Origin of the sequence: Pedobacter sp. PLR (assembly GCF_026239675.1) — a bacterium.
GTDB lineage: Bacteria > Bacteroidota > Bacteroidia > Sphingobacteriales > Sphingobacteriaceae > Pedobacter.
In genome coordinates this window covers 691,998-716,177 of the sequence record NZ_JAPIVQ010000002.1, presented here as the reverse complement: position 1 = coordinate 716,177, position 24,180 = coordinate 691,998, and the positions used below count along the sequence as shown (strand labels likewise).

The following is a 24,180-nucleotide window of genomic DNA, read 5'->3' as shown; positions in this document are numbered from 1 at the left end:
GCCCCTGAATTTAAACAATTCAAGGGCCATTCTATTTTTAAATGCGCGGTTAAGCGTCTTTTTTCCAGTCTTAAGCCGTTTCCGTTTTAATCAGACGGGCTACAAACATTGTATCCGCAGCATCTTTATATCCTTTAATCACTTCCATTTTCTCCAGTTTTAGCGGAAGAGTTTCTTCCAGAAAACGAACTACTTCTTCATTTTCCTGCTTAAAAACGGAGCAGGTAATGTAAATCAATGGTTTCCCGACTTTCAGGTATTTGACCACATTGGCTGCAATTCCCTTCTGCAAACGGGTGTACATACTGATTTTGTGCTCATCAAAGTAATACAACATTTCTGGTGTACGTCCCCAGGTACCGGATCCGGAACAAGGGGCATCGAGTACAATCCCATCAAATTCGTAATCATGTAAATCCTGATCGTTGTTTTGCAACAGATCCAGTACTTTCTTTTGATACTTCTTAATCCCAGCTTCATGAAAACGATCATCAAGGTTGTTTAAGCTGTTTTCTCTAACGTCACTTACCACGAGCTGCACAGTAGGCTCCAAATCGTGTAGCAGCAGTGATTTACCCCCTGAAGCAGCACAACAATCCCACCAGCGATCATAAGCTTTAGGTTCAAAAAACAAACCTGTCTTTTGAGAAGAAAGGTCCTGAACCTGATAAAACTTCTGGTTGGGGAATATATTTTCCAGTTTAGTGCCATTTGGCAACATCAGGGTTGTTTCGCTGAGTTCCTTCACCGGCACTTCATGTGCATTCAAAGCGGCCAGTAAATCCTTCAGGTGTCCTTTCGTTATCCTCAGAAATAAATCCGGCTGTATAAAGAAAGATTCAAAGAAATCTTCCTGCTCCACCGCAGCACTTAAATTCTGATGGAAAGAAAAAACATCTGCCAGTTTAAAGGCAGGAAAAGCAGTTTCAATTAAGGCCAGCTTAGCTTTCAGTGGCAATTCGATCTGATCAGCCAGATTTGGCAGATGGGTATCTACCACCAGACTTGGTGTCGTATTGCATAGAAAATCAGCAACAGCCAAACGCAATACCTGCTGTTCTTTCATCAGGGCCTTTCCCAATCTGAAAAAACTATATATATAACGGCTGGACCATCTTCTATCCGAAGAGCCCATCTTTTTATTCTGTTTGAAATAGAGATGTAAAAACCGATGTAAAGGCAAAAGCCCATCGTAGCTTTTAAAAATCTGCTCAAACGCCCGGATCTGATGTTCTATTCTCATTCTACAATATTTATAGCAAAATTCTTATAGCGTAAAAGCATTAAACTGGTATTGATATAACCCAGTTTTTCATCGTGATAAAAATCAAAGGTATTGTGTAGTCCTTCATACTTCTCTCTGGTCAGGTATTTTAAATAATCAGCTCCATGTTCTGCAAATAATTTACCAAAATAAAAACCAATATCAAAGCCTTTAAAAGAATATTCAGAAGGCTCAAATCTGTACGCTGCCCTGTATTTCTTAATGAACTGCAGGGTTGCCGGACTATGGTAATTGACATGATAAGAAGCGGTGATACTGGTATTTAAAGCCTGTAACTTGTCTACATTATAATTCTGTTTGATCCAATCCGGGTGTCCGAATAAATTCAGGTCAAAGCCTTTACTTTTAATCTTCATCAACCTGTCTAAGGTAGGAACCACAAACTTTCGATCAGCAGAAGTAACGATCAGGACATACTTTTTATCCTTCTGCATCTTCGTTTCCAAACTGTACACCGAAGGATATTCCTGTAGCACAAAAGCCTTGTTATTGACTTTAAAATACTCGCGTAAAGGTGCAGCAACCACTTCATCACTAGTTGATTTCGGATTGATCAACACGACGATGGTGTTTTCAGGAGAATAGTTCTTAGCCACATAATTCACAATTTTGGCTGCATGGAGGTCTATATTATTGACCACCGAGATCAGATTTGGATTGTTAAATTCTTTCGGATGTGTAGCTGCGAGTGGTGATATTACCGGAATATTTCTGGCAATAGAATAAGGAGTAATGTGTTTAATGCCCTGAGGAAATACCGGTCCTACCAACAGATTACTGTACGTTAAAGTACCTTTACTGAGCAGTCCGTCAATCTGCGCATTGGTATCACGGGTATCGTAGACATTCAGGTTAAAGTTTAAGCCCAAACTTGCCGCAGAATCTATTCCCAGTTTAAAACCCTGGTAAAAGTCTATGGCCATTGCTGCTTTATCAACCCCGGCTTTGGTAGCCGTCTTCAGGTTAATTTCATTGAGGCGGAAAGGGATCAGCAAAGAAATATTAGCCTGTGTAAACCGCTCTACAGGTTTTTCTACTTCTTTCTCTTTACCCTGGCCGTCGGGTTTTTTATTTGCAGGCTTTCTTATTTTCGGCGAACATGCCGAAAATAAGAAAGCAATACAAATGATCAGCCAATACTTATTCCCACTCAATTGTAGCGGGTGGTTTTGAACTGATATCATATACTACGCGGTTTATTCCTTTTACTTTGTTAATAATTTCATTAGAAATTTTGGCGAGTACGTTATATGGTAAATGACACCAATCGGCAGTCATACCATCTACAGATTCCACTGCACGAAGACAGATGGCATTCTCGTAAGTACGTTCATCACCCATTACGCCTACAGATTGTACCGGAAGGAAGATTGCTCCTGCCTGCCATACTTTATCGTAAAGACCTGCTTCTTTTAAGTTATTAATATAGATCGCATCCGCATCCTGAAGGATAGCTACCTTCTCCGGAGTCACCTCACCAAGAATTCTGATCGCTAATCCCGGACCAGGGAAAGGGTGACGGCCAATGATAAAATGCTCTAAACCTAGTGAAGTACCCACTCTTCTCACTTCATCCTTGAATAAAGTTTTCAATGGCTCTACTACTTTTAGTTTCATGAAATCAGGCAATCCACCAACATTATGGTGAGATTTAATCGTAGCTGACGGACCTCCGTTTACAGAGATCGACTCAATTACGTCAGGGTAAATAGTACCTTGCGCCAACCATTTCACGTCTTCAACCAAATGTGCTTCTGTATCGAAAACTTCGATAAATACACGTCCGATTGCTTTACGTTTCAACTCAGGATCAGTAACACCAGCCAACTGGCTTAAGAAACGTTCCTTAGCATCCACACCTTTGATGTTTAAACCAAGGTGTTTGTATTGTTCTAATACACTTTCATATTCGTCTTTACGAAGTAACCCGTTGTCAACAAAAATACAGTGTAAGTTAGTACCGATTGCTTTGTGCAACAATACCGCAGCAACACTAGAGTCTACACCGCCAGAAAGGCCTAGTACAACTTTATCATTACCAATAGTTTCTTTTAAATCAGCAATAATCGTTTCTACAAAAGCTTCAGAAGTCCATTCCTGATGACATCCACAGATATCTACAAGGAAGTTTTCCAACAATTGCTTTCCGTCAGTACTGTGAGTCACTTCCGGGTGGAACTGAATCGCATACGTTTCGCTATCTTTAATCTGATAAGCCGCAACTTTTACGCTGTCGGTACTTGCAATCAGTTCAAAGTTTTCAGGGATCTTAGTGATGGTATCTCCATGAGACATCCATACCTGAGAATCCAGATTAATGTTCTTAAATAATTTATTACCGCTAGCAACGAAATTCAGGTTAGCCCTGCCGTATTCACGAGTTGATGAAGCCTGAACCTCACCACCAAGTTGTTGCGCCATGTATTGCGCACCATAACAAACGCCCAATACAGGGAATTTAAGGTGGAATTTAGTCAGGTCAATCTGTGGAGCGTCTGCTTGACGAACCGAAAATGGACTACCTGAAAAGATGATACCTTTTACGTCTGATGTGATTTCAGGAATATTATTGAAAGGATGAATTTCGCAATACACATTTAGCTCGCGCACCCTGCGGGCAATTAGCTGCGTGTATTGGGAACCAAAATCGAGAATTATGATTTTTTCTAGCATGGCCAAAGTTAAGAAAACTTACCTGCTGGTACAAGACAGAATGTCAATTAACCGCGATTTGATACTTAATTACCTCTACACCGAACCTTCTTAGAAAATCTACGCCCTCATCACCAGGCAATCCTTTGTATTCTGCATAAGAATCCTGGTATAAAACCTTCTTAATTCCGGAGGATAAAATCAATCTTGCACAGGCGATACATGGTGAAAGTGTGGTATATAAGGTTGCACCTTCTACTTTAGCTCCGTTTTTGGAAGCGTACAAAATTGCATTTTCTTCTGCATGGAGGGCAAGGGAACAACTTCCGCGGGAATCTCTGTCGCAACCAGTCTCCGGCCATTCTTCATCACAATTGTGTGTTTCCGGCGGTGGCCCGTTATAACCGATAGAAATAATCCTGGTATCTTTTGTCAGCACAGCACCAACATGTGCCTTTACACAATGGGAACGGGCAGCAAGATCTACTGCTAAATTCATATAAATATGATCGAAACTCTTTTTACTCATATAGGTATAAATAAAAAGCTTCCCATTTATTCAATGGGAAGCTTTCCTGTTAAATATAATTAGTGACCACCTTCGGCCTCAATATTTTCTACATTAATGCCCTGACTTTTCAGCACAGCGCTCACTCTCCAGGCAAAGAATACCAGGTAAGCAAATCCGATTGCAGGAACGATATAAGAACTGTGGATACCAATAGTATCAGCAAGTTCACCCTGAATTGGCGGGATAATCGCACCACCCAAAATCATCATGATCAGGAATGAAGAACCCTGACTGGTGTATTTGTTTAATCCGGTAATCGATAAGGCGAAGATCGAAGGCCACATGATCGAGCAGCACAATCCACCACTTACGAAAGCAAAGATAGCAACATGACCAGTGGTTAATAAACCAATAGCCATAGAAATAGCCCCTAAGGTACCGAAAATTGCCAGTGTTTTGGCTGGTTTCTCCTGTCCAAGGTAAAAAGCAACAATCATTACAGCGATACAGATACCATATACATATAAGTTACCTACATCTGTTCCGGTAAAGTGGTTTACGAATAAAATCACTCCGAAAGCAACGAAAGGCACCACTACGGTTAATATATTTCTCAATGTTTTAGACATCCTAAAGGCCGATATTGCACCAGTCCAACGACCGATCATCATACTTCCCCAGTATAGCGAGATGTATTGTTTGATCTCAGACTCTGCTAAACCTCCAAATTCTTTCAGGTTTAACAGAGCCCCCAGGTTACTTTGAATGGTTACTTCTGTACCTACATACATGAAGATCGCCAACATTCCCAATACCAATTGCGGGTATTGCATAGCCCCCCATTTCTCAGGGTTATCTTTTTTCACGGTATAAGCAAACAGTAAGGCCCCAAGAATAATGGCCAGTGAAGAGTAAACAAATACGGAAGCAGGAATACCTGTTGCATGAGCTAAAGGTCCGGCAGCGGCAACCATTAAGAAACCGAGAATCATCACTACCAGCGGGCCGTTAGGCTTAGGACTGGCTTCTACTTTCTCATCACTGGTTACTTTTGGTAAATTCGAAAGCGCGAAAAAGATCGCTACTGCGATAAACAAGCCTGCAAGAATATAATACAGGTTATTGATTGAGCTGATTTCTACTTCTTTCGGGATCGCATCATTTGCGGTACCGAATAAAACCACACTCACGATTACAGGCCCCATCAATCCACCAAGGTTATTGATACCACCGGCGAGGTTTAAACGGTGTGTACCACTTTCAGGCGCACCTAAAGCTACCACAAAAGGGTTAGCCGCAGTTTGTTGAAGGGAGAAACCCAGGGCAATCACGAAAAAGGTAAATAATATAAAGATAAAAGATCCGGAATGAACCGCGGGAATCATGATCAATGCACCTACTGCAGAGATGAGTAATCCGGCGATAATCCCTTTTTTGTAACCGATTTTATTCAGAATATCTACTTTACTGGCTTGAGAAGCGAAGTACAACAACAGCGACCCAATAAAGTATCCACCGTAAAATGTAAAGTCAATAAGTTGAGACTCGAATTGAGTCAGATTAAAATGCGCTTTACAGAATGGGATAAAAATACCATTTGAAGCCGCAACAAAGCCCCAGAAAAAGAACACAGTAATAATTGTGTACAAAGCGGTGCCGTAATTTTTTTTAGATTGTTGTTCCATATAATCGTTAGTAACTTATTTTGGTGCGCTAAACTTAAATAAAAAAAACTGTTTGCTAAAGTGTAATGTTTACACACTGGTACTTTCCTGGTCGGCTTTCAGGGGATAGATTGGCGGGGTACGCCAGGGAATCTATTAAATAATAAGGCTGGTTTTATTCATAAAATCGCATATTAGCATAATTTTAGAAGTTAGGTGAATGTTTGAAGCAATATTACAGGGGGTGGGTGCAGGTATATTATTTTCGTTTTTAACGGGTCCTGTATTCTTTTCCATGATTAAAACGAGCATTGAGAAAGGCTTCAAAGCCGGGTTTTCTCTTGCGGTGGGTGTGATTTTTAGTGACATTATTTTTATCACGCTTACCATTTTCAGTGCGCAATTTGTAGACTATAAATCAGAATACTTTCAATATATAGGCATCGTTGGAGGCCTCTTTTTATTTGGGATCGGGTTGTATTACCTTTTCAACAAGGTAAAAGTGAGTTATGATGTGGGTGAAATTGCGAAGATTAAAAAGCGCGGATACATCCTTAAAGGCTTTTTAATGTGCCTCTTATCTCCTACTACGCTAATGTTCTGGATTATGGTGGGCGGTATCATTTCGGTGCAACTCCATTTAACCATGGCCGAGAAAGTGGTTTTCTTTATTGTGGCCATGGCCACACAGCTGACCGTAGATGGCGTAAAAACTTATTATGCGGCAAAGCTCCGGTACCGTATCAAAGAGAAGACCATACAAAACCTCAACAGGATTGCAGGTGCGGTTATCATCATCTTTGCCATCCGCTTATTCATTGAAGTCTTATTCAAACATTATAAATAAAAAAATCCCCGCCAGGCAATAAGCCCGGCGGGGATTTGTATTTTATTAAAGTGCTTAATTAATAAGCTCTCTGGTTGTTTCCTTCTTTCCAGTTCACAAAAGCTTTAATCACAACTTTGTTACCACCAGGCGTCGGGTAGTTTCCAGAGAAATACCAGTCGCCGGTATGATCAGGACAAGCTACATGTAAATTATCCAGAGTCTGATAAATCACTTCTACCTCTGCATTGATGTTTTCAGGGGTAATGATTTTCGTGATTTGTGCAGAAATCTCTTCCTGTGTGAAAGGTCTGTAAATGTCTTTCACATGGTTAACGATCTCTTCTTTTGGCAACAACAGAGAAGCTTTACATTTCTGATAAACCTCTTCGATGATGTGTTCCATACCACGAGCCTTTAACAATTGAATCGCTGCTTCGAAAGCCACAAATTCTCCCATTTTAGACATATCGATACCATAACAATCAGGGTAACGGATTTGTGGAGCAGAAGAAACAATAATGATCTTCTTAGGATGTAACCTGTCGATAATCTTGATGATACTTTGTTTCAGGGTTGTACCTCTAACGATTGAGTCATCAATAGCAACTAAAGTATCTGTACCGTTCTTGATTACGCCATAAGTAGTGTCATAAACATGCGCTACCATATCACCTCTATCGGCATCCTGGGTAATGAACGTTCTTAGTTTTACATCCTTAATTGCCAGTTTTTCCACTCTTGGATTCATGGATAGCAATTCATTCAGTTCCTCATCGCTCAGTTGTTCTTTACGATTCAGTAAGGTATCTTTTTGTACGCCTCTGATATAGCTGTGTAAGCCTTCTACCATTCCGTAGAAAGAAACCTCAGCGGTATTCGGGATAAAAGAGAATACGGTATTTTTAAGGTCTGCACTTACTGATTTCAAAATCTGATCACACAATAATGCACCTAAATGTTTTCTTTCTTTATAGATATCTGCATCAGATCCTCTCGAGAAGTAAATGCGTTCAAATGAACAAGCTCTTTTTTCCTGAGGCTCTCTGAAAACTTCCTGAGTTACGGTACCGTTTTTCTTAACGATAAGCGCATGACCAGGTTCGATTTCTTTCACATCTTTAAACGGAATATTGAATGCAGTTTGAATTGCTGGTCTTTCAGAAGCAGCAACTACAATCTCATCATCTGCATAATAGAATGCCGGACGAATTCCCGAAGGATCACGAAGGATAAAAGCGTCACCATTACCAACGATACCAGAAATTGCGTATCCACCATCCCAGTTCTTTGCAGAACGACGAAGAATTTTAGCAATATCTAAACCTTCAGAGATTTTGTGGGTGATTTCTACGTTGTCTAATCCTTCTTTTTTGTAAGCATCAAAAAGTTCCTGATTTTCATCGTCAAGGAAATGACCGATTTTCTCAAGTACTGTTACCGTATCCGCTTTTTCTTTCGGATGTTGTCCAAGCTCATAAAGTTGCTCTAACAACTCTTCCACATTCGTCATGTTGAAGTTACCTGCAATCACAAGATTACGGGTCATCCAGTTGTTCTGACGTAGGAAAGGGTGACAATTTTCAATACTATTCTGACCATGTGTACCATAGCGAAGATGACCTAATAGAACTTCTCCGATAAAACTAACATTGGTTTTCAACCATTCAGAGTCTTGCATTAGCTCAGGCGTTTCATTCTGAATGTCTACAAATTTACTTTGTACATATCCAAAAATATCTGAAACCGCATTTTGAGCCATAGACCGGTACCTGCTGATGTAGCGGTGTCCTGGTTTAACATCAAGTTTAATGGTTGCAATACCTGCGCCATCTTGTCCACGGTTGTGTTGCTTTTCCATAAGAAGGTAAAGCTTATTAAGGCCGTAAAGAGTGGTACCGTATTTTTCCTGGTAGTATGAGAGAGGTTTTAAAAGGCGGATAAAGGCAATACCGCATTCGTGCTTAATCGAGTCGCTCATTCGTGTGTGATTTGAGCCGCAAATTTACCGTTAATAATTTTCAGAACCTAGAAAGAAATACAATCTTTCATTGAGATTATAATCTCCTTATTAAATACCGCTTAAAGTGTTTAGCAGGCAATAGAAAATGTTCATATTGTCTGCTAAATGCTTTTTATTAAAGTTTAAGGTTCATTTTATCCGACTGGATATCCTCGCCAAAGAAGATGGAAGCATGCTGGTCAAACACAGCGGTATCCCCCGAAGTAAAAAACCTTCTGTTACTTTCCTGAGCGATCTTTGCTGCAATTTCCGGATGCTTTTGCAGGTATAAATCCAGACTATCGGCTACAATATCCGCTTGTCCGAGCAATTCAATTCCTGCCGGCAGGATGGCTTGAATTTTGGGAATCAGCAAAGGATAATGTGTACAGGCAAGAAGGATGCAATCAATATCCGCATCTTTTTGCAGCAGCTCATCCAGGTACTTCTGCACAAAATAATCAGCACCGGGATTGAGGTGTTCATTGTTCTCTATCAGCGGAACCCACATCGGACAGCTTTGCTGCTGAACTTCTATTTCAGGAAAAAACTTATTAATTTCGAGTACATAGGAAAGAGAGTTGACCGTCCCACGGGTGCCCATAACCCCTATCTTTTGATGTGTAGTATAATTGCCTGCCACCTCAGCTGTTGGCCTGATTACACCTAACACCCGGTGATCCGGATACTTTAGGGGAAGCACCTTTTGCTGAATGCTACGTAGCGCCTTCGCAGAAGCCGTATTACAGGCGAGGATCACCAATGGGCATCCTTGCTCAAACAACCATTCTACGCAGTCTAAAGTATACTGGTAAACCGTTTCAAAGGAATGATCTCCATAAGGAGAGCGGGCATTGTCGCCCAGATAAATATAATTGTATTGTGGCAGCTGTCTGGCTATAGATTTAAACACGGTTAAACCACCATACCCAGAATCAAAAACGCCTATAGATTGTCCAGTATTCATGGTAAAAAAAAAGCGGGATGGAGTTTTATCACTCCATCCCGCAATTTATATATTTTAATTCTAATTATTTCTTTGGAGCTGCAGTTGCAGCGATACCCAATTTAGCTTTAACAGCAGCAGTGATATCATCACCACCATCCCAATAAACTAAAGCCTGGTTTGCAGTATCAAATACGTAAGCGAAACCTTTTTCTTTAGAAACAGCTTTGATTGCTGCATCAGCTTTCACTTGAATAGGGTTAAACAATTCAGCATTTTTAGCTTCCATTTCTTGTTGTGCTTTTGCTCTTGCATCTTCGATACGTTTTTGAAGATCCTGCAATTCAGCACCTAAAGCCTGAAGTTCTTTACCAACAGTTTCTTTATTAGCTTCGCTCAACGTTTTTTGTTTTGCTTCAGCTGCAGAAAGTTTAGTTTGATATTCAGTCATCATTTTCTCTAAATCTGCTTGTTTAGCTTTACTTAGAGCTTCTAATTTAGTTCTTGCTTCCTTAACCTCTGGCATAGCTTCAATGATCAATGCCGAGTTCAAGTGCGCTAATTTTTGTTGTGCATTCGCTACGTTAGCAGTAAACAATAACCCCGCTGCGATAAAAAATACGTTAATTGACTTTCTCATTTCTATTTGTCTTAATAAATTGTTTTTACTTGTTTATCTATTTGTGTTTGATTATTTAAGGATAGTTCCCGGTTTGAAACCCAGTAATCTGATGACATCATTACTGACATCATAATTGCTGCTGGCATAGATCATCATGGTTGCTTCGCTGCTTTTATCAAAGATGAAATCCAGTTGTTTACCCTTTGCTACTTCCGTAATCGTCTTCGTTACCTTATCCTGAATCGGGCCTAATAACTTACCACGTTTCTGGAAAAGTTCTCCATCCGGACCGAAGATTCTACGTTGAAAATCTTTAGCTTCTTTTTCCTTTTCAATGATATCATTCTCTCTTCTCTTACGCATATCAGCGGTAAGTAATACCTGATCCGCCTGATAAGCTTTGTACATTTTATCAATCTCCACAAAGTTCTGATCTACCTGTGCCTGCCATTGTTGTGAAGCAACGTTCAGCTCATTCAGGGAAGATTTATACTCCGGAAGGTGCTTTAAAATATATTCGGTATCTACATAAGCGAACTTCTGTGCAAAAGCTCCCATACAGGTAAAGCTTAAGAAGCATATTAAAAGGTATTTTTTCATAGCCTGTTTTTTATTATTCCTAACGTTAATTAAATCCGCCTAACTGTTGAGCGATACTAAAGGTAAACGATTGCTTTCCTCCATTCTCAAGACCAGGAATCTTATCAAAAGGAATACCATAATCAATTCCTAACATTCCAAATATCGGTAAAAATATCTTCGCACCAAAACCTGCTGCACGTCTAACGTTAAAAGGATTGAAATCTGAGAACTTGTTCCAGGTATTACCACCCTCAGCAAACGCGACAAGGAAGGCTGTAGCCGATGGACTCGCAATTACAGGATATCTAACCTCCAACACATATTTAGCGAAGATTGGACTACCTGATTGTTGTGCGATCTGTACATTGGCACCATTAGGAATAACAGCACTGTTTGCATAACCACGCATAGCGATCAGCTCAGATCCTTGTAAGAAGTCAAAGCCTTGCATACCATCACCACCCAGTTTGAAACGCTCGAAAGCAGGATCACCAACTTCTTTATTATACGATCCAAGGAAACCAAATTGTGCCTGTGCTTTCACTACAAATTTACCGGCAAGTCTATGGAACCATTGAGATTCAAATTTCCATTTGTGGTATTCTGTGAATTTATAGAATTCTTTATCAGGAGCAGTCGCATAATTCAATTTATTAATCAATGAATATGGAGGTGTTGCCTGAACCGTGAATTTAAAATAAGACCCTCCTGTAGGGAAGATTGGCGAATCACGTGAATCCCTGCTCAACTCCTGTGCTAAACTGATGTTATAAGAGGTACCGGTGTTGAATTTATAACCTGGATAATTGTTCAGGATATACTGTTGGAAACTCAAAGCATGACTCAACTGGAAATAGTTATCAGGGAAGTTTAACCTTCTACCTAAACTAACTGTTACCCCGTTTAATCTGATTCTTTGTTGCTGCTGACCACTACGGATCTCACCTGCTTTTAATCCGTTAGACTGTAAGGAAGTAAATGCACTCACCCCAAAACTCACTGGTTTTTTACCACCTAACCATGGCTCAGAGAAAGAGAAACTGTAAGACTGGTAGTATTTACCATTCGTCTGTCCACGTAGACTTAATTTCTGACCATCACCTTTTGGTAAAGGTTTGTAAGCACTAGGGTTGAAAAGATTTCTCAGGGAGAAGTTATTGAAGGTAAGTCCTAAAGTACCGATGATGTTACCACCACCAAAACCACCAGACAATTCAATCTGATCAGAAGGTTTCTCTTCTACCGCATATTCAATATCTACTGTTCCATCAGCCGGATTAGGCTTAGGCGTAGGTACTGTTTTAGACTCATCAAAATTACCCAGCTGACCGATCTGACGCACCGTACGGATCAATAAATCTTTAGAGAATTTATCACCTGGTTTGGTGTGCACCTCACGAAGTACTACCCTATCGTTAGTGATTGTATTTCCTTTAACCGTAATACGGTTATTGGTGTACTGAGGACCTTCATAAATACGAACTTCCACATCTACTGTATCTCCGTAGATTTTAGTCTGAATAGGATCAACGTTAAAAGTTAAGTAACCATCGTTCAGATATAAACTGGATACATCATCACTGTTTGCACTACCTCTCAATTTTTTCTCTAATTTCTCTTCAGAAAAAACCTCTCCTTTTTCAATACCTAAAATACGTTCCAGGTCTTTACCTGCATATTTAGCATTTCCTACCCAGGAGATATTTCCGAAATAGTATTTAGGACCTTCAAATAAGTCGATTTTAATCCCGATAGATTTATCATTATACCTGTAAATGCTGTCTTTCAGAATTACCGCATCACGGTATCCTTTATCCTGCATTTTAGCAACCAGTGTTTTCTTGTCTTCGTCGTATTTTTCTTTATTGAATTTACCCGAACCGAATACTTTATAGAAAGCCTGTTGTTTAGTCTTTTTAAGGAACTTACGAAGTTTCGCAGCCGAAAACACTTCATTACCTGTAAAGTTGATCTCATGAACTTTCACCTTACGGCCTTTGTCCACAATCACTTCCAGAATCACATGGTTTTCCTGATTTGGGTCTGGTTTAGTCTTGTAACTTACTGTCGTAAAGAAATAACCTTTTTCCAGCAGGTATTTTTTGATGATACTGGTGGTTGAGTTGTATAAGTTCTCGTTGATAATAGATTTCGTAGACTTCGCATTCAGCTTCTCCAGAATATCCGTTCTCTGAGATTTACTAACCCCCTGAATATCAAAAGAAGACAATCTAGGACGTTCTACGACTTCAATATCAAAGTAAACTGAATCGCCTTCAATTTTAGTAATGTCTAATTGTACATCATCAAATAATCCTTGTTCCCAAAGGATTTTAATTGCGTTTGCTGTTGCTTCACCTGGAAGTACAATGCGTTCCCCTTTAATTAATTTTGAAAGGGTGATGATCACATCTTTGTCTAAGAATTTCGTTCCTGACAGGGTTACATCTGCAATAGTGTACTCCTTGGGGTTAAAATAATCCAGATCCAGGCCATTAACTTTTAATGTAGGAGTTGCAGGATTGGACTGGGGACGGATCTGTGCCATTGTTGGTAAACCAATCAATAACAATAGTATAAGTTGATATATTCTTTTCATTTACAATCTAAAAATCGATGCTAAGTTAATTTAAACACATGTTAAAAAGTGTTAAAAGTAAAATTAGTTCAGTTGTTCACTAATTTTACCGAAGCGGCGTTCACGTTTTTGGTAGTCTACAATTGCTTCAAAAAGATCTTCTCTTCTGAAGTCAGGCCAAAGCGTATCGGTAAAATACAGTTCCGTATAAGCCATCTGCCACAACAGAAAATTACTAACCCTATGTTCTCCACTGGTTCTGATCATCAGCTCGGGATCAGGTATATTAGTGGTCGTTAACTGGGCAGAAAAAAGGTCTTCATTGATTGCATCGATTTCAATCTCCTGATCTTTAGCTTTTTGAGCCAGCTTCTTAGCGGCTTCCAGGATCTCCCATTTCGCACTGTAACTCAAAGCAAGCGTCAGGGTACAACGGGTATTTTTCGCTGTATTGTCCATCGCACTTTTCAAGTCATCAATACATTTTTGAGGAAGGGAAGCAATGTCGCCAATGGCATTTAACCGGATGTTATTTTTATTGAGTGTAGCGGTTTCCTGGTTAATGGTAGAGATCAGTAACTCCATTAAAGCGTTAACTTCTTCAATGGGTCTGTTCCAGTTTTCCGTAGAAAAAGCATATACGGTCAGGTACTTAATACCGATATCGGCACAGCCTTCTACGATATCTTTCACAGATAGCACACCACTTTCATGGCCAAAATGCCTGAATTTACCCTGGTTTTTTGCCCATCTCCCGTTTCCATCCATGATGATTGCGATGTGTTCAGGTAGGCGTGTAATGTCAATTTGTTCTTTAAATCCCATTTATGAATGCAAATATGCTTAAAATGTATAACATTTTTGGGACACAAAGGTATAAGATATGCCAATACCTACAAACATATAAGTATCTCTTTTTCTTAAGTCTCCTCTTTGGGTCCCATATAGATTAGTAACTGGTAATGAAGGGTCATTGCTACGGAAGCCAGATAAGTGCTCACGAATCAAACGCAGGTCTGCAGGATCATTTGCTGCAAAATCAGCGGCAGGATATCTGCCACTCACATCATCCAGGTAATCCGTGTAAGCCGTCCGGTAACCGATCTGGGAGAATAAACCCCAGTTGTCTTTTAGCCTGACCTTAAACCCTATGCCATAAGGCACAGTAAAGGCCGAATTAGGGTAGGTATCCTTTTGTCCTTCGGTCCGGTAAAAGCGAAGCTGATACTCTTTTTCTCCAGGATCTGAAGGAATATCATACTTCCCGATCGGGTTGAACCAAACCCCTCCTATTCCGGCAAATATATAAGGCGTGAAATTCTTAGTTCCACCACCGGCAAAATATTCAAAGAAATTGAAATCTACCTGTAAACTGAATTCATTTAAACTGCTCTTAAAATTAAGGCCTCTTTGTCTGAACTGTTCATTCTCAGATTCCAGGTCGTTTGCTTTAATTTTCCCATGCGTATAATGCAGGCCAACACTCCAATAAGGGTCTAAGTTCAGTTTAACATTGGCACCGGCAGAAATTCCGCTGATTTTCAATGGCTTATTCTGATTCATATCTCCCATATATCCGGCCCCTCCACCGATCAGGCCAAATTCCAGATTCTGGGAAAAGGCAGGAGATCCAATGAAAAACAGGAAAAAAAAACAGAAGAGCTGAATTCTGTAATGCATTTTAATAATTTCGGGTATCGATTCCCCAAAGTAGTTTATTTCTTAATGTCTTCAAATAACTTTCGTCATTTAATCTGATCAGATTGACATGAAAAGCCGCTTTGTTGAGGGTTAATTTCACAGATCGGTCTACCGTTTCCGTTCTGGAATCACAGGATACCAGGAACTTCGCGCTTCTCGCCTCCACTTCAAAAGTTAGCGTCACATCATCAGGAATGATGACTGGTCTAACATTCAGGTTATGCGGGGCAATCGGTGTGATGACAAAATTCTGTGAACTCGGGTAAATAATCGGTCCCCCGCAGCTTAAAGAATAAGCTGTTGAACCTGTAGGTGTGGCGATAATTAAGCCATCTGCCCAGTAAGAATTGACAAACTCGTCGTTCATATAGGCATGGATAATCATCATCGCCGACTTATCTCTTCTATGGATGGTGATGTCGTTTAAGGCGAAATTTTCTTCTCCGAACAAGTCTAATTTAGAATCCAGATTGATCAGGGTTCTTTTGTCTAAAGCATAGGATTTACTGCGTAAAGCTTCAATCGCAATGCGGATTTCGTCTTTATTGATACTGGCTAAAAAGCCCAGTCTGCCAAAATTAATCCCGACTACCGGAATTCCGGAATCACGGATCAGCGACAGGGTATCGAGCAATGTACCATCCCCTCCAAGGCTAATCAACACATCTGTGTGACCTACCAGTTCGGTATGGTGACTAAAAGCAACAATGCCATCTGGCAGCTTTATTTTGTCTTTGATAAAATCAAGGTAGTCTTTGTAAACAAGAATGGGTGTTTTTAACTCCCCCAACACATTGAATACTTCCTGTACGTATGGTAGAACACTATTATTGAACTCTCTACCGTATATTGCAGTTCTCATTTATGGGGTTTATACGTTTAAATAATTCATGAATGAATTATATCTGTCTTCGGTACCACTGTCTGAAATGGTGCTGTTAAACACAGCTTTTACCTGGTATTCATACCGCTCAAAGGAGGCGATAATTCCCGACAATTCAGTTTTATTGATTTTTAAAGTCACCTCTAATCTGGTGGAATCGGGAAAAGATTGCACATAAGAAGAAAGAATCTGCGCATTGTCTGCTTCGACAATCTGTGCCATATGGGAAAGGGAGTTATTACGGTTACTGATTTCCAGCACAATAATCCCCCCCGGCTCTTTCACCGCATAAATATCTGCGGTATAATCCAACAGGTTATTAATAGAAATGAGCCCCAAATAGTTCTTTTTATAGTCCAGTACCGGAATTACCGATAAATGCAGCTGATGGAAAAGTCTGATGATATCGTAGATATGTGCATCTTCATACACAAAAGGGTTTAAAATAGACAAAGGCAAACTTCCGATTGCCTGAGTGGTATCCCTTACTTCTATCAACTCTTCCTCTGCCAGTAAGCCCAGAAACTGTGTTTCATTGACAATAGGTAAATGGTATAGCTTGAACTCAGTCATCCTCTCCAAAGATTTCTGAACTGAATCAGAAGTCTTTAGCGGGGGAATTGAATTAGATATGAGCTCTGCTGCAAACATTATTTTAATAATATTCTATTCAAAAACTTCTCCAGATATTCGTTGAAAACTTCCGGACGCTCCATCATCGGTGCATGTCCACATTTATCAACCCAGTTTAACTCTGAATTAGGCAATAGTTCATGGAACTCTTCTGCCACTTCAGGAGGTGTAATTTTATCCTGTTTTCCCCAGATTAAGGAAACTGGAATCGTGATTCTTGACAGCTCTTTAGACATGTTATGGCGGATAGCAGATTTTGCTAAGGCCAGAATCCTGATTACTCTGGAACGGTCATTTACACTTTTATACACCTCATCTACCAGTTCATCCGTTGCTATTGCAGGATCATAAAAGGTAAATTGTACTTTTTCTTTAATATAATCACGGTTCTCTCTTTTTGGGAAAGATCCGCCAAATGCATTTTCATATAAGCCCGAACTTCCGGTCAATACCAGTGCTTTTACGTTTTCCTGATGAGCAGCAGTAAAGACTAGTCCTATATGCCCTCCCAATGAATTACCGATTAAAACTACCTGATTAAGCTTCTTATATTTTAAAAATTTGTGAATATATTTTGATAAACTTTTTACACCTAAAGTAAGTATAGGAAGCTCATAAAGTGGCAGAATTGGAACGATTACGTGATACTTTTCTTTAAAATGATCTATCGCTGGTTCCCAGTTGCTCAACTCTCCCATTAAACCATGAAGTAATACCAGGGGTTCTCCTTTTCCAGCCTCAATATATTTAAACCCGTCTTCGTCTATTACTTCGTATTTCATATTTTGTGTTAATAAGGTAATGCTACTAAGTTAGTGCAGTAAATTAAATTATATGTAATTTAAGACATTAATTTTGGAAAAAAGTTTAAACACATACAATTCAAGCATATTTTATGCCAATTGCGTTTTAACGATTTCAGCGATCAATTTACCGTCTGCTTTACCCGCAAGTTCTTTGTTGGCAAGGCCGATAACTTTACCCATTTCTTTTACTGAGGTAGCACCTGAATCTTTAATAATCTGTGCAACAATACTTTCAATTTCTGCCTGATCCAATTGCTTAGGTAAGAATTGGCTGATCACTTCGATCTCTTCTTCTTCAATAATGCTCAAATCCTCACGACCTTGCGTTTTGTAAATGTCTGATGATTCTTTACGTTGCTTTACCAGCTTTTGAAGAATCTTAGCTTCTGTTTCTTCAGTAATTTCTTCTGCTGATCCTTTTTCTGTTTTCGCTAGTAATAATGCTGCTTTAATTGCTCTTAAACCTCTTAATGCGGCCTGATCTTTAGCAAGCATCGCTTTTTTAATTTCCTGATCTATAGTATTTGATATCATATCTTTTGAATTGAAATGTTAATCTCTTTTAATAATGGCTCCTGATGCCTGTGCAGTCGGCATAATCAACATATCGTTGATATTGACATGAGCCGGTCTGCTCACTGCAAACCAAATGGCTTCTGCAATGTCATTGGCCACTAAAGGCTCCAGGCCATCGTATACTTTTTTAGCGCGGCTTTCATCTCCTTTAAAACGAACTTTAGAAAACTCCGTTTCTACCATTCCGGGATTGATGGCCGTTACCTTAATACCATGAGGCAATAAGTCAATGCGCATGCCTTTATTCAGGGCATCTACTGCATGTTTTGTGGCACAATATACGTTTCCATTTGGATAAACTTCTTGTCCGGCAATAGAGCCAATGTTAATGATATGTCCGGATTTCCTGACAATCATCCAGTTGGACACAATTTTAGTCACATAAAGTAAGCCTTTTACATTGGTATCAATCATGGTATCCCAATCAGAAATACTCCCTTTATCAATCGGATCTAATCCCTGACTTAATCCTGCATTATTGATCAGCACATCTACGGCTTTCCAGGCAGCAGGTAAACTTTCCAGTGCATTAGAAAGATCGTCATGAATCCTGACATCTGCAACCAGTGTTTTGGTCTCAATTGCATATTTCTCTTCCAGGCCTCTGGCCACCTCTTTCAACAACGCTTCTCTTCTTGCTACAAGAATCAAATTATAACCTTGTGCAGCAAATAAATCAGCACATGCCGCTCCAATTCCTGAAGTTGCTCCTGTAATTAATGCAGTTTTCATTGGTATATATTTTTTTAATGCTAATTATTAAAAATGATTTCTTCCCTTTTTAACAGGAGTAATGTGCGGTTAAGCTGATAATAGTCTGAACAAAACTAAAAAAATTCTAACAAATCACTCAAAAAACAAGCTGAAGGTTACATGGCGTAACATCAACTTATCGATTGGATTGGAAAACACATGTGGTGTTTCCCTTTTCATGACACTATCAAAAGAATAAGATAATTTCAGTTCCGGCGACATCTTGAAGTATTCAAAATACAAATCCATACCTAATCCCGCTTCATAAGAAAGAAAGCTTTTTTTGTTGTTCAGGAACATTTCCATCGGATCCGTTACCTTCGCATTGTCGCTTTTTTTCTTGGAGGAGATATCCGTAGAGTATTTAACCCCGCCAATCATATAGGCCCTGAAATTGTTTCTTCTGTTAGATTTGATTTTCAGTCCGAGGGGAAATTCTACCAGCGTCGATTGCACTTTCTTTTCTACTTCTAAAAAAGGTTGCCCTGCTGTAATCGGAATATTCTCAAAGCGGTAAGTCAGTAACCGATCATTAAACACCAAAACCGGGGTTAAGCGGAGGTCCACATTTTCCAATAGCTTTTGGTTCACCACAAAGCCGATTCCAAATCCGGGAGAAGGTTTCGCCGCAATAGCGCTTAATCCTCTAGGTACAAAATCCGGTAAATCAGGGAAATCCCCCGGACTTTCCTTCCAATTTATTTTCTTTAACAACTTATACTCCGAAGAGATGTATTGAAAAGTGAACCCAAAATGCAGATCTGTATCATCTATTCCTCCACCCCAATTCTGCGCATTTGCGGTACCTCCCACAAGCATCAAAAGAGAGAAAAAGGATAGTTTTACTTTCATACGGATTCTTAAAACTGGAATATCGTGTTCTTTAACTGGAATATCGTGTTTTTTTTACAGCCGAACCCTGGTCCGGCTATCGCATTGTTATTTTATACCCGTGTAAATTGCACAGACACCAAATGTCAATCTGTTATCTTTTGCCTCTTTAAAGCCAACTTTAGTCATCATTTGATTAAAAGCTTCCCCATCCGGGAATGCGGCTACAGATTCCGGTAAATAAGTGTAGGCTTTATTATCCTTAGAAAAAATCTTCCCAAGTAGCGGTGTGATGTGGTTAAAGTAAAAATTATACCCTTGTTTAACCGGGAATTTTCTTGGTTTCGAGAACTCAAGGATCACGATTTTACCACCTGGTTTTAAAACGCGGTACATATCTGCCAATCCTTTTTCCAGGTTTTCATAATTTCTTACCCCAAAGGCAACGGTAACGGCATCAAAATGATTGTCGTCAAAATGTAAACCTTCAGAATCGCCCATCTGAACAGAAAAAACACTACCCAAATTGCGATCTTTTATCTTTTTACGGGCTACTTCCAACATTCCATCAGAAATATCTACACCAATTACCTTTTCCGGGTTAAGAATTTTTATCGCTTCAAAAGCGAAATCTCCGGTACCTGTTGCGACATCAAGGATCAGGCGCGGTTTTAGCGCTTTCAGCTCTACAATCGCCTTTTTACGCCATAGAATATCAATTCCGAGCGACATAAAGTGATTTAAAAAATCATAAGTTTCAGATATGTTATCAAACATAGAGGCTACTTGTTCCTTTTTAGTAGCGGTTGCAGACTGGTATGGTGTGATCTTTTCGTTCATGGTAAGCTGCAAAGATAAGTATTGTTGAAAACTAATTTTCTACCTTTGTCAAATGATTATAAAATCAGCAACATTTATTTGTAGTAATACAAAGGTTTCAGCTTTGCCTGTTGCCAATAAGCCCGAGTATGCATTTATCGGACGTTCCAACGTAGGGAAGTCTTCATTGATCAATATGCTGGTAAATCAGCATGGTTTAGCAAAAACGTCCCAAAGGCCGGGTAAAACCCAGTTAATTAACCATTTTCTCATTAATGACGAATGGTATATTGTAGATTTACCAGGATATGGTTATGCCAAAGTTTCTAAGAACAGCAGAGAAAGCTGGGAGAAATTTATCCGCAACTACATCACCAAAAGAGAAAGCTTACAATGCGTGTTCGTTTTGATCGACAGCAGATTGGAGCCGCAAAAGATCGATCTTGAGTTTTGCTGCTGGATGGGAGAAATCCAGATTCCATTTGTACTGGCTTTCACTAAGGCAGATAAACAATCGGCAGTAAAAACGGATAAGAACGTAGCAGCCTTTAAAAAAGAATTAGGTGGTTGGTTTGAAGAAATCCCTCCATGTTTTGTAACTTCTGCTGAAAAATACGCAGGTAAAGAAGAGATCCTGAAATTTATCGAACAGACAAATCTTGATTTTGCCATGCCGATTTTAACTCCTCAGGAAGACTAAACAGGTATTGGTGATATGAAGAAATATTTTTCACTGGTCTTGTTTGCCCATTCCGTTTTTGCGCTCCCTTTTGCGATGATCGGATTTTTCCTGGGTGTAACAACGACCACCAATCCGTTTAAATGGATGTTATTGGTGATGGTATTGCTGTGTATGGTCTTTGCCCGAAATGCGGCAATGGCCTTTAACAGGTACCTGGATAGAAACATTGATGCCAAAAATCCACGTACACAAATGCGTGATATTCCGGCAGGAAGAGTATCAGCTAATGAGGCTCTGATCTTTGTGATTGTCAACTGTATTTTATTTATAGTGACCACCGCATTCATCAATCCGCTTTGCTTTTACTTATCTCCGGTAGCACTGTTTGTGGTTTTATTTTATAGCTATACCAAAAGATTTACCGCTTTGTGCCACATGGTACTGGGCTTAGGGCTTTCACTGGCTCCTATTGGTGCTTATATCGCTGTTACCGGTGAATTTGCATTGATTCCGGTGCTTTATTCTTTTGCGGTGCTTTTTTGGGTAAGTGGCTTTGACATCATCTACGCGCTTCAGGACGAAGGTTTTGACCGTGATGAAAAGCTACATTCCATTCCCGCAGCATTGGGCATCAAAAACGCTTTGAAACTTTCAGAAGGTCTTCATGTACTTTCTGCAATATGTGTCATTGCACCCATCGCACTGGCTCCGGATGACTTTAGCTGGTTTTATTACCTGGGTGTTGCCTTTTTCTGCTCGATGTTGATCTATCAACATTTATTGGTTAAACCAAATGACATCAGCAAAGTAGACCGGGCTTTTATGACAACTAACGGTTTTGCTTCTGTAATTTTTGCAGCCTGCTTTCTTGCAGATGCCTTAATGAGAACATTGCTATACTAACGCTACACGATATTCAGAAATCCTTCTTCAGGATGATGGAAAAGCCTTTTTCGAGCTCAGCTTGAAAAAGGCTTTTTAATTTTAGCCCGATTTTATTTTAACAAGTATAAGCCTCTGCCCTGCGTTCATTATATTTGCCCTGGTAATTTAAAAATAGCTATGATCAATCTTAATATACCGGTAAAGCAAAGAGCTTATATTCCGCAGCATCTTGAAATGAAATGGGACAATTTAGCCCCTATTCTGGATGAATTGCTGGAACGTCCAATTGCTGATGTTCAGGAACTGGAAAAATGGCTGAAAGATAAGAGTGAACTGGAAGCTGCATTAGAGGAAGATTTTGCCTGGCGTTACATCCGCATGAGTTGTGATACGGCAAATGAAAAGCTGGTTGCAGATTTTCAATACTTCGCTACGGAAATCGAGCCGAAGATCTCCCCTATCGCCAATCAGCTGAACCAAAAGTTCAATGACAGCCCTTTTATCGATGAGCTGGATCAGGAGAAATTTTTTGTTTACATCAGAGCGATCAGAAAAGCAATTGAGATCTATCGGGAAGAGAATGTGGAGCTGCTGACTAAACTACAGGTAGCTCAACAGCGTTACCAGGGGATTACCGGTGCCATGAGTGTAGAAATTAATGGCCAGGAATACACACTTGAACAAGCTTCAAACTTCATTAAAGATACAGACAGAGCGGTTAGACAACAGGCATGGGAGACCATCCAACAACGCCGTTTGGTAGATAAAGACGATTTAAACATCCTGTTTGATGAGCTGTTGGTGATGCGTCATCAGGTGGCTTTGAATGCAGGTTTCGAAAACTACCGCGATTATATGTTCCAGGCATTGGGCAGATTTGACTATACCCCTCAGGATTGTTATCATTTCCATGAGGCGATTGAAAAACAAGTCGTGCCTATCCTGAAAGAACAGGCGCAAAAACGTGCCGATGCTCTAGGTTTAACCACCTTAAAGCCATGGGACATGGAAGTGAGCACCACTGGCAAAGCAGCCCTAAAGCCGTTTAAAAACGGTGCTGAACTCATAGACAAAAGTATTGCCTGTTTTAATGCGATTGATCCGAAGTTGGGACAAATGCTGGCCACTATGAAAGCGAATAACCTATTCGACGTAGAAAGTAGAAAAGGCAAAGCACCGGGAGGTTACAATTATCCATTGGCAGAAACCGGCGCACCTTTCATCTTTATGAATTCTGCAGGCTCGCTGAGAGATCTGACCACTATGGTTCATGAAGGTGGTCACGCGATTCATACTTTTATGACGGCTAACCTGGAGCTGAACGACTTTAAACATTGTCCATCTGAAGTAGCAGAACTGGCTTCCATGAGTATGGAGCTGATTTCTATGGATTACTGGGATGTTTATTTCGACAATGCCGAAGATTTATTACGCGCAAAAAAAGAGCAACTGGCAGATGTACTGAAAACCCTGCCATGGGTGGCGGTGATTGATCAGTTCCAACATTGGATTTATACCAATCCTGGTCATAATGCTGCAGACAGAGAGGAAACCTTCAAACAGATTTATGCGCGTTTTGGTGCAGGCTTTGCCGACTGGGAAGGTCAGAAAGCTGAATTTGGCAACCTATGGCAGAAGCAATTACACTTATTTGAGGTTCCGTTCTATTATATAGAATACGCGATTGCACAATTGGGTGCCATTGCCATCTGGAAAAATTACAAGGAAAATCCACTGCAGGCACTGGAACAATATCTGGCTGCACTTTCTTTGGGTTACACGAAACCGATCAATGAAATTTATGAAACAGCGGGCATTAAATTCGACTTCAGTCTGAGCTATATAGAGGAACTGGCTTCCTTTGTAAAAGACGAATTACAGAAATTAGGTTAATTGTTTAGAAGTAATTTATAAGTTTGGATAATACAAACTAAACTAACCAC

Annotated in this window: 23 protein-coding genes; 4 read left to right on the top strand and 19 right to left on the bottom strand. The window is 39.9% G+C overall.

What is annotated here, in order from left to right; translation table 11 throughout:
* Nucleotides 1-70: 70 nt before the first annotated feature.
* Genes OQX61_RS06745 through OQX61_RS06725 form a run of 5 tightly spaced genes read right to left on the bottom strand, consistent with a single transcriptional unit; the run spans nucleotide 71 to nucleotide 6,133 of the window.
* Nucleotides 71-1,243 (bottom strand): RsmB/NOP family class I SAM-dependent RNA methyltransferase, encoded by a 1,173-nt coding sequence (locus OQX61_RS06745; protein WP_265840874.1) that lies wholly within the window; start codon nucleotides 1,241-1,243, stop codon nucleotides 71-73.
* Complete coding sequence (locus tag OQX61_RS06740; protein WP_265840873.1) at nucleotides 1,240-2,469, bottom strand: amino acid ABC transporter substrate-binding protein; 1,230 nt, start codon at nucleotides 2,467-2,469, stop codon at nucleotides 1,240-1,242. Before OQX61_RS06740 ends, OQX61_RS06745 begins: the two co-directional genes overlap by 4 nt.
* Entirely contained in the window at nucleotides 2,426-3,958 is a 1,533-nt protein-coding gene (gene guaA / locus OQX61_RS06735) for a glutamine-hydrolyzing GMP synthase (RefSeq protein ID WP_265840872.1), read from the bottom strand. The genes OQX61_RS06740 and guaA overlap by 44 nt, the downstream gene beginning before the upstream one ends.
* Nucleotides 3,959-4,001: 43 nt before the next feature.
* A complete protein-coding gene (locus OQX61_RS06730) occupies nucleotides 4,002-4,466 on the bottom strand; it encodes a dCMP deaminase family protein (protein ID WP_265840871.1) in 465 nt (154 codons plus the stop codon).
* A gap of 59 nt (nucleotides 4,467-4,525) precedes the next feature.
* The gene (locus OQX61_RS06725) at nucleotides 4,526-6,133 is read right to left on the bottom strand and encodes an MFS transporter (protein ID WP_265840870.1); all 1,608 of its coding nucleotides are present in this window, start codon (nucleotides 6,131-6,133) and stop codon (nucleotides 4,526-4,528) included.
* A 199-nt stretch (nucleotides 6,134-6,332) separates the two neighbouring features.
* Here OQX61_RS06725 and OQX61_RS06720 point away from each other — a divergent pair, with 199 nt between their 5' ends.
* Nucleotides 6,333-6,959 carry a LysE family transporter gene (locus tag OQX61_RS06720; RefSeq protein ID WP_265840869.1) on the top strand — a complete coding sequence of 209 codons (627 nt, stop codon included), beginning with the start codon at nucleotides 6,333-6,335 and terminating at the stop codon, nucleotides 6,957-6,959.
* A 58-nt stretch (nucleotides 6,960-7,017) separates the two neighbouring features.
* Here OQX61_RS06720 and OQX61_RS06715 read toward each other — a convergent pair whose 3' ends face one another.
* The 14 genes from OQX61_RS06715 to ubiE all read right to left on the bottom strand — a co-directional run bounded on the left by OQX61_RS06715 (nucleotide 7,018) and on the right by ubiE (nucleotide 20,691).
* The gene (locus OQX61_RS06715; protein WP_265840868.1) at nucleotides 7,018-8,919 is read right to left on the bottom strand and encodes a class II glutamine amidotransferase; all 1,902 of its coding nucleotides are present in this window, start codon (nucleotides 8,917-8,919) and stop codon (nucleotides 7,018-7,020) included.
* Between the two features lie 157 nt (nucleotides 8,920-9,076).
* A complete protein-coding gene (gene murI, locus OQX61_RS06710; protein WP_265840867.1) occupies nucleotides 9,077-9,907 on the bottom strand; it encodes a glutamate racemase in 831 nt (276 codons plus the stop codon).
* A 64-nt stretch (nucleotides 9,908-9,971) separates the two neighbouring features.
* Nucleotides 9,972-10,526 carry an OmpH family outer membrane protein gene (locus OQX61_RS06705; RefSeq protein WP_265840866.1) on the bottom strand — a complete coding sequence of 185 codons (555 nt, stop codon included), beginning with the start codon at nucleotides 10,524-10,526 and terminating at the stop codon, nucleotides 9,972-9,974.
* Nucleotides 10,527-10,577: 51 nt separating this feature from the next.
* A complete protein-coding gene (locus tag OQX61_RS06700) occupies nucleotides 10,578-11,108 on the bottom strand; it encodes an OmpH family outer membrane protein (protein ID WP_265840865.1) in 531 nt (176 codons plus the stop codon).
* Nucleotides 11,109-11,133: 25 nt separating this feature from the next.
* Entirely contained in the window at nucleotides 11,134-13,638 is a 2,505-nt protein-coding gene (bamA, locus tag OQX61_RS06695) for an outer membrane protein assembly factor BamA (protein ID WP_265840964.1), read from the bottom strand.
* Nucleotides 13,639-13,752: 114 nt separating this feature from the next.
* Nucleotides 13,753-14,493, bottom strand: a complete 741-nt coding sequence (locus OQX61_RS06690; RefSeq protein ID WP_265840864.1) for an isoprenyl transferase — start codon at nucleotides 14,491-14,493, stop codon at nucleotides 13,753-13,755.
* 18 nt (nucleotides 14,494-14,511) lie between these two features.
* On the bottom strand, nucleotides 14,512-15,348 hold the full coding sequence (locus tag OQX61_RS06685; protein WP_265840863.1) for a DUF6089 family protein: 837 nt from the start codon (nucleotides 15,346-15,348) through the stop codon (nucleotides 14,512-14,514).
* A 1-nt stretch (nucleotide 15,349) separates the two neighbouring features.
* Nucleotides 15,350-16,231, bottom strand: coding sequence for an NAD kinase (locus tag OQX61_RS06680; protein WP_265840862.1), 882 nt, complete (start codon nucleotides 16,229-16,231; stop codon nucleotides 15,350-15,352).
* A gap of 9 nt (nucleotides 16,232-16,240) precedes the next feature.
* Nucleotides 16,241-16,903: a CBS domain-containing protein gene (locus OQX61_RS06675; RefSeq protein ID WP_265840861.1), complete on the bottom strand. Its 663-nt coding sequence runs from the start codon at nucleotides 16,901-16,903 to the stop codon at nucleotides 16,241-16,243.
* Nucleotides 16,903-17,667 carry an alpha/beta hydrolase gene (locus tag OQX61_RS06670; RefSeq protein WP_265840860.1) on the bottom strand — a complete coding sequence of 255 codons (765 nt, stop codon included), beginning with the start codon at nucleotides 17,665-17,667 and terminating at the stop codon, nucleotides 16,903-16,905. Before OQX61_RS06670 ends, OQX61_RS06675 begins: the two co-directional genes overlap by 1 nt.
* A 111-nt stretch (nucleotides 17,668-17,778) precedes the next feature.
* Entirely contained in the window at nucleotides 17,779-18,225 is a 447-nt protein-coding gene (locus OQX61_RS06665) for a GatB/YqeY domain-containing protein (RefSeq protein ID WP_265840859.1), read from the bottom strand.
* An 18-nt stretch (nucleotides 18,226-18,243) separates the two neighbouring features.
* Nucleotides 18,244-18,999, bottom strand: a complete 756-nt coding sequence (locus OQX61_RS06660; RefSeq protein WP_265840858.1) for an SDR family NAD(P)-dependent oxidoreductase — start codon at nucleotides 18,997-18,999, stop codon at nucleotides 18,244-18,246.
* A 114-nt stretch (nucleotides 19,000-19,113) separates the two neighbouring features.
* Nucleotides 19,114-19,872, bottom strand: coding sequence for an outer membrane beta-barrel protein (locus OQX61_RS06655; RefSeq protein ID WP_265840857.1), 759 nt, complete (start codon nucleotides 19,870-19,872; stop codon nucleotides 19,114-19,116).
* An 87-nt stretch (nucleotides 19,873-19,959) separates the two neighbouring features.
* The gene (gene ubiE, locus OQX61_RS06650; RefSeq protein ID WP_265840856.1) at nucleotides 19,960-20,691 is read right to left on the bottom strand and encodes a bifunctional demethylmenaquinone methyltransferase/2-methoxy-6-polyprenyl-1,4-benzoquinol methylase UbiE; all 732 of its coding nucleotides are present in this window, start codon (nucleotides 20,689-20,691) and stop codon (nucleotides 19,960-19,962) included.
* A gap of 52 nt (nucleotides 20,692-20,743) precedes the next feature.
* On the opposite strand from ubiE, the gene yihA reads away from it, so the two are divergent.
* The 3 genes from yihA to OQX61_RS06635 all read left to right on the top strand — a co-directional run bounded on the left by yihA (nucleotide 20,744) and on the right by OQX61_RS06635 (nucleotide 24,130).
* On the top strand, nucleotides 20,744-21,370 hold the full coding sequence (yihA, locus tag OQX61_RS06645) for a ribosome biogenesis GTP-binding protein YihA/YsxC (RefSeq protein ID WP_265840855.1): 627 nt from the start codon (nucleotides 20,744-20,746) through the stop codon (nucleotides 21,368-21,370).
* 15 nt (nucleotides 21,371-21,385) lie between these two features.
* Complete coding sequence (locus OQX61_RS06640; protein WP_265840854.1) at nucleotides 21,386-22,255, top strand: UbiA-like polyprenyltransferase; 870 nt, start codon at nucleotides 21,386-21,388, stop codon at nucleotides 22,253-22,255.
* Nucleotides 22,256-22,414: 159 nt separating this feature from the next.
* Nucleotides 22,415-24,130, top strand: a complete 1,716-nt coding sequence (locus OQX61_RS06635; protein ID WP_265840853.1) for a M3 family oligoendopeptidase — start codon at nucleotides 22,415-22,417, stop codon at nucleotides 24,128-24,130.
* Nucleotides 24,131-24,180 lie beyond the last annotated feature (50 nt).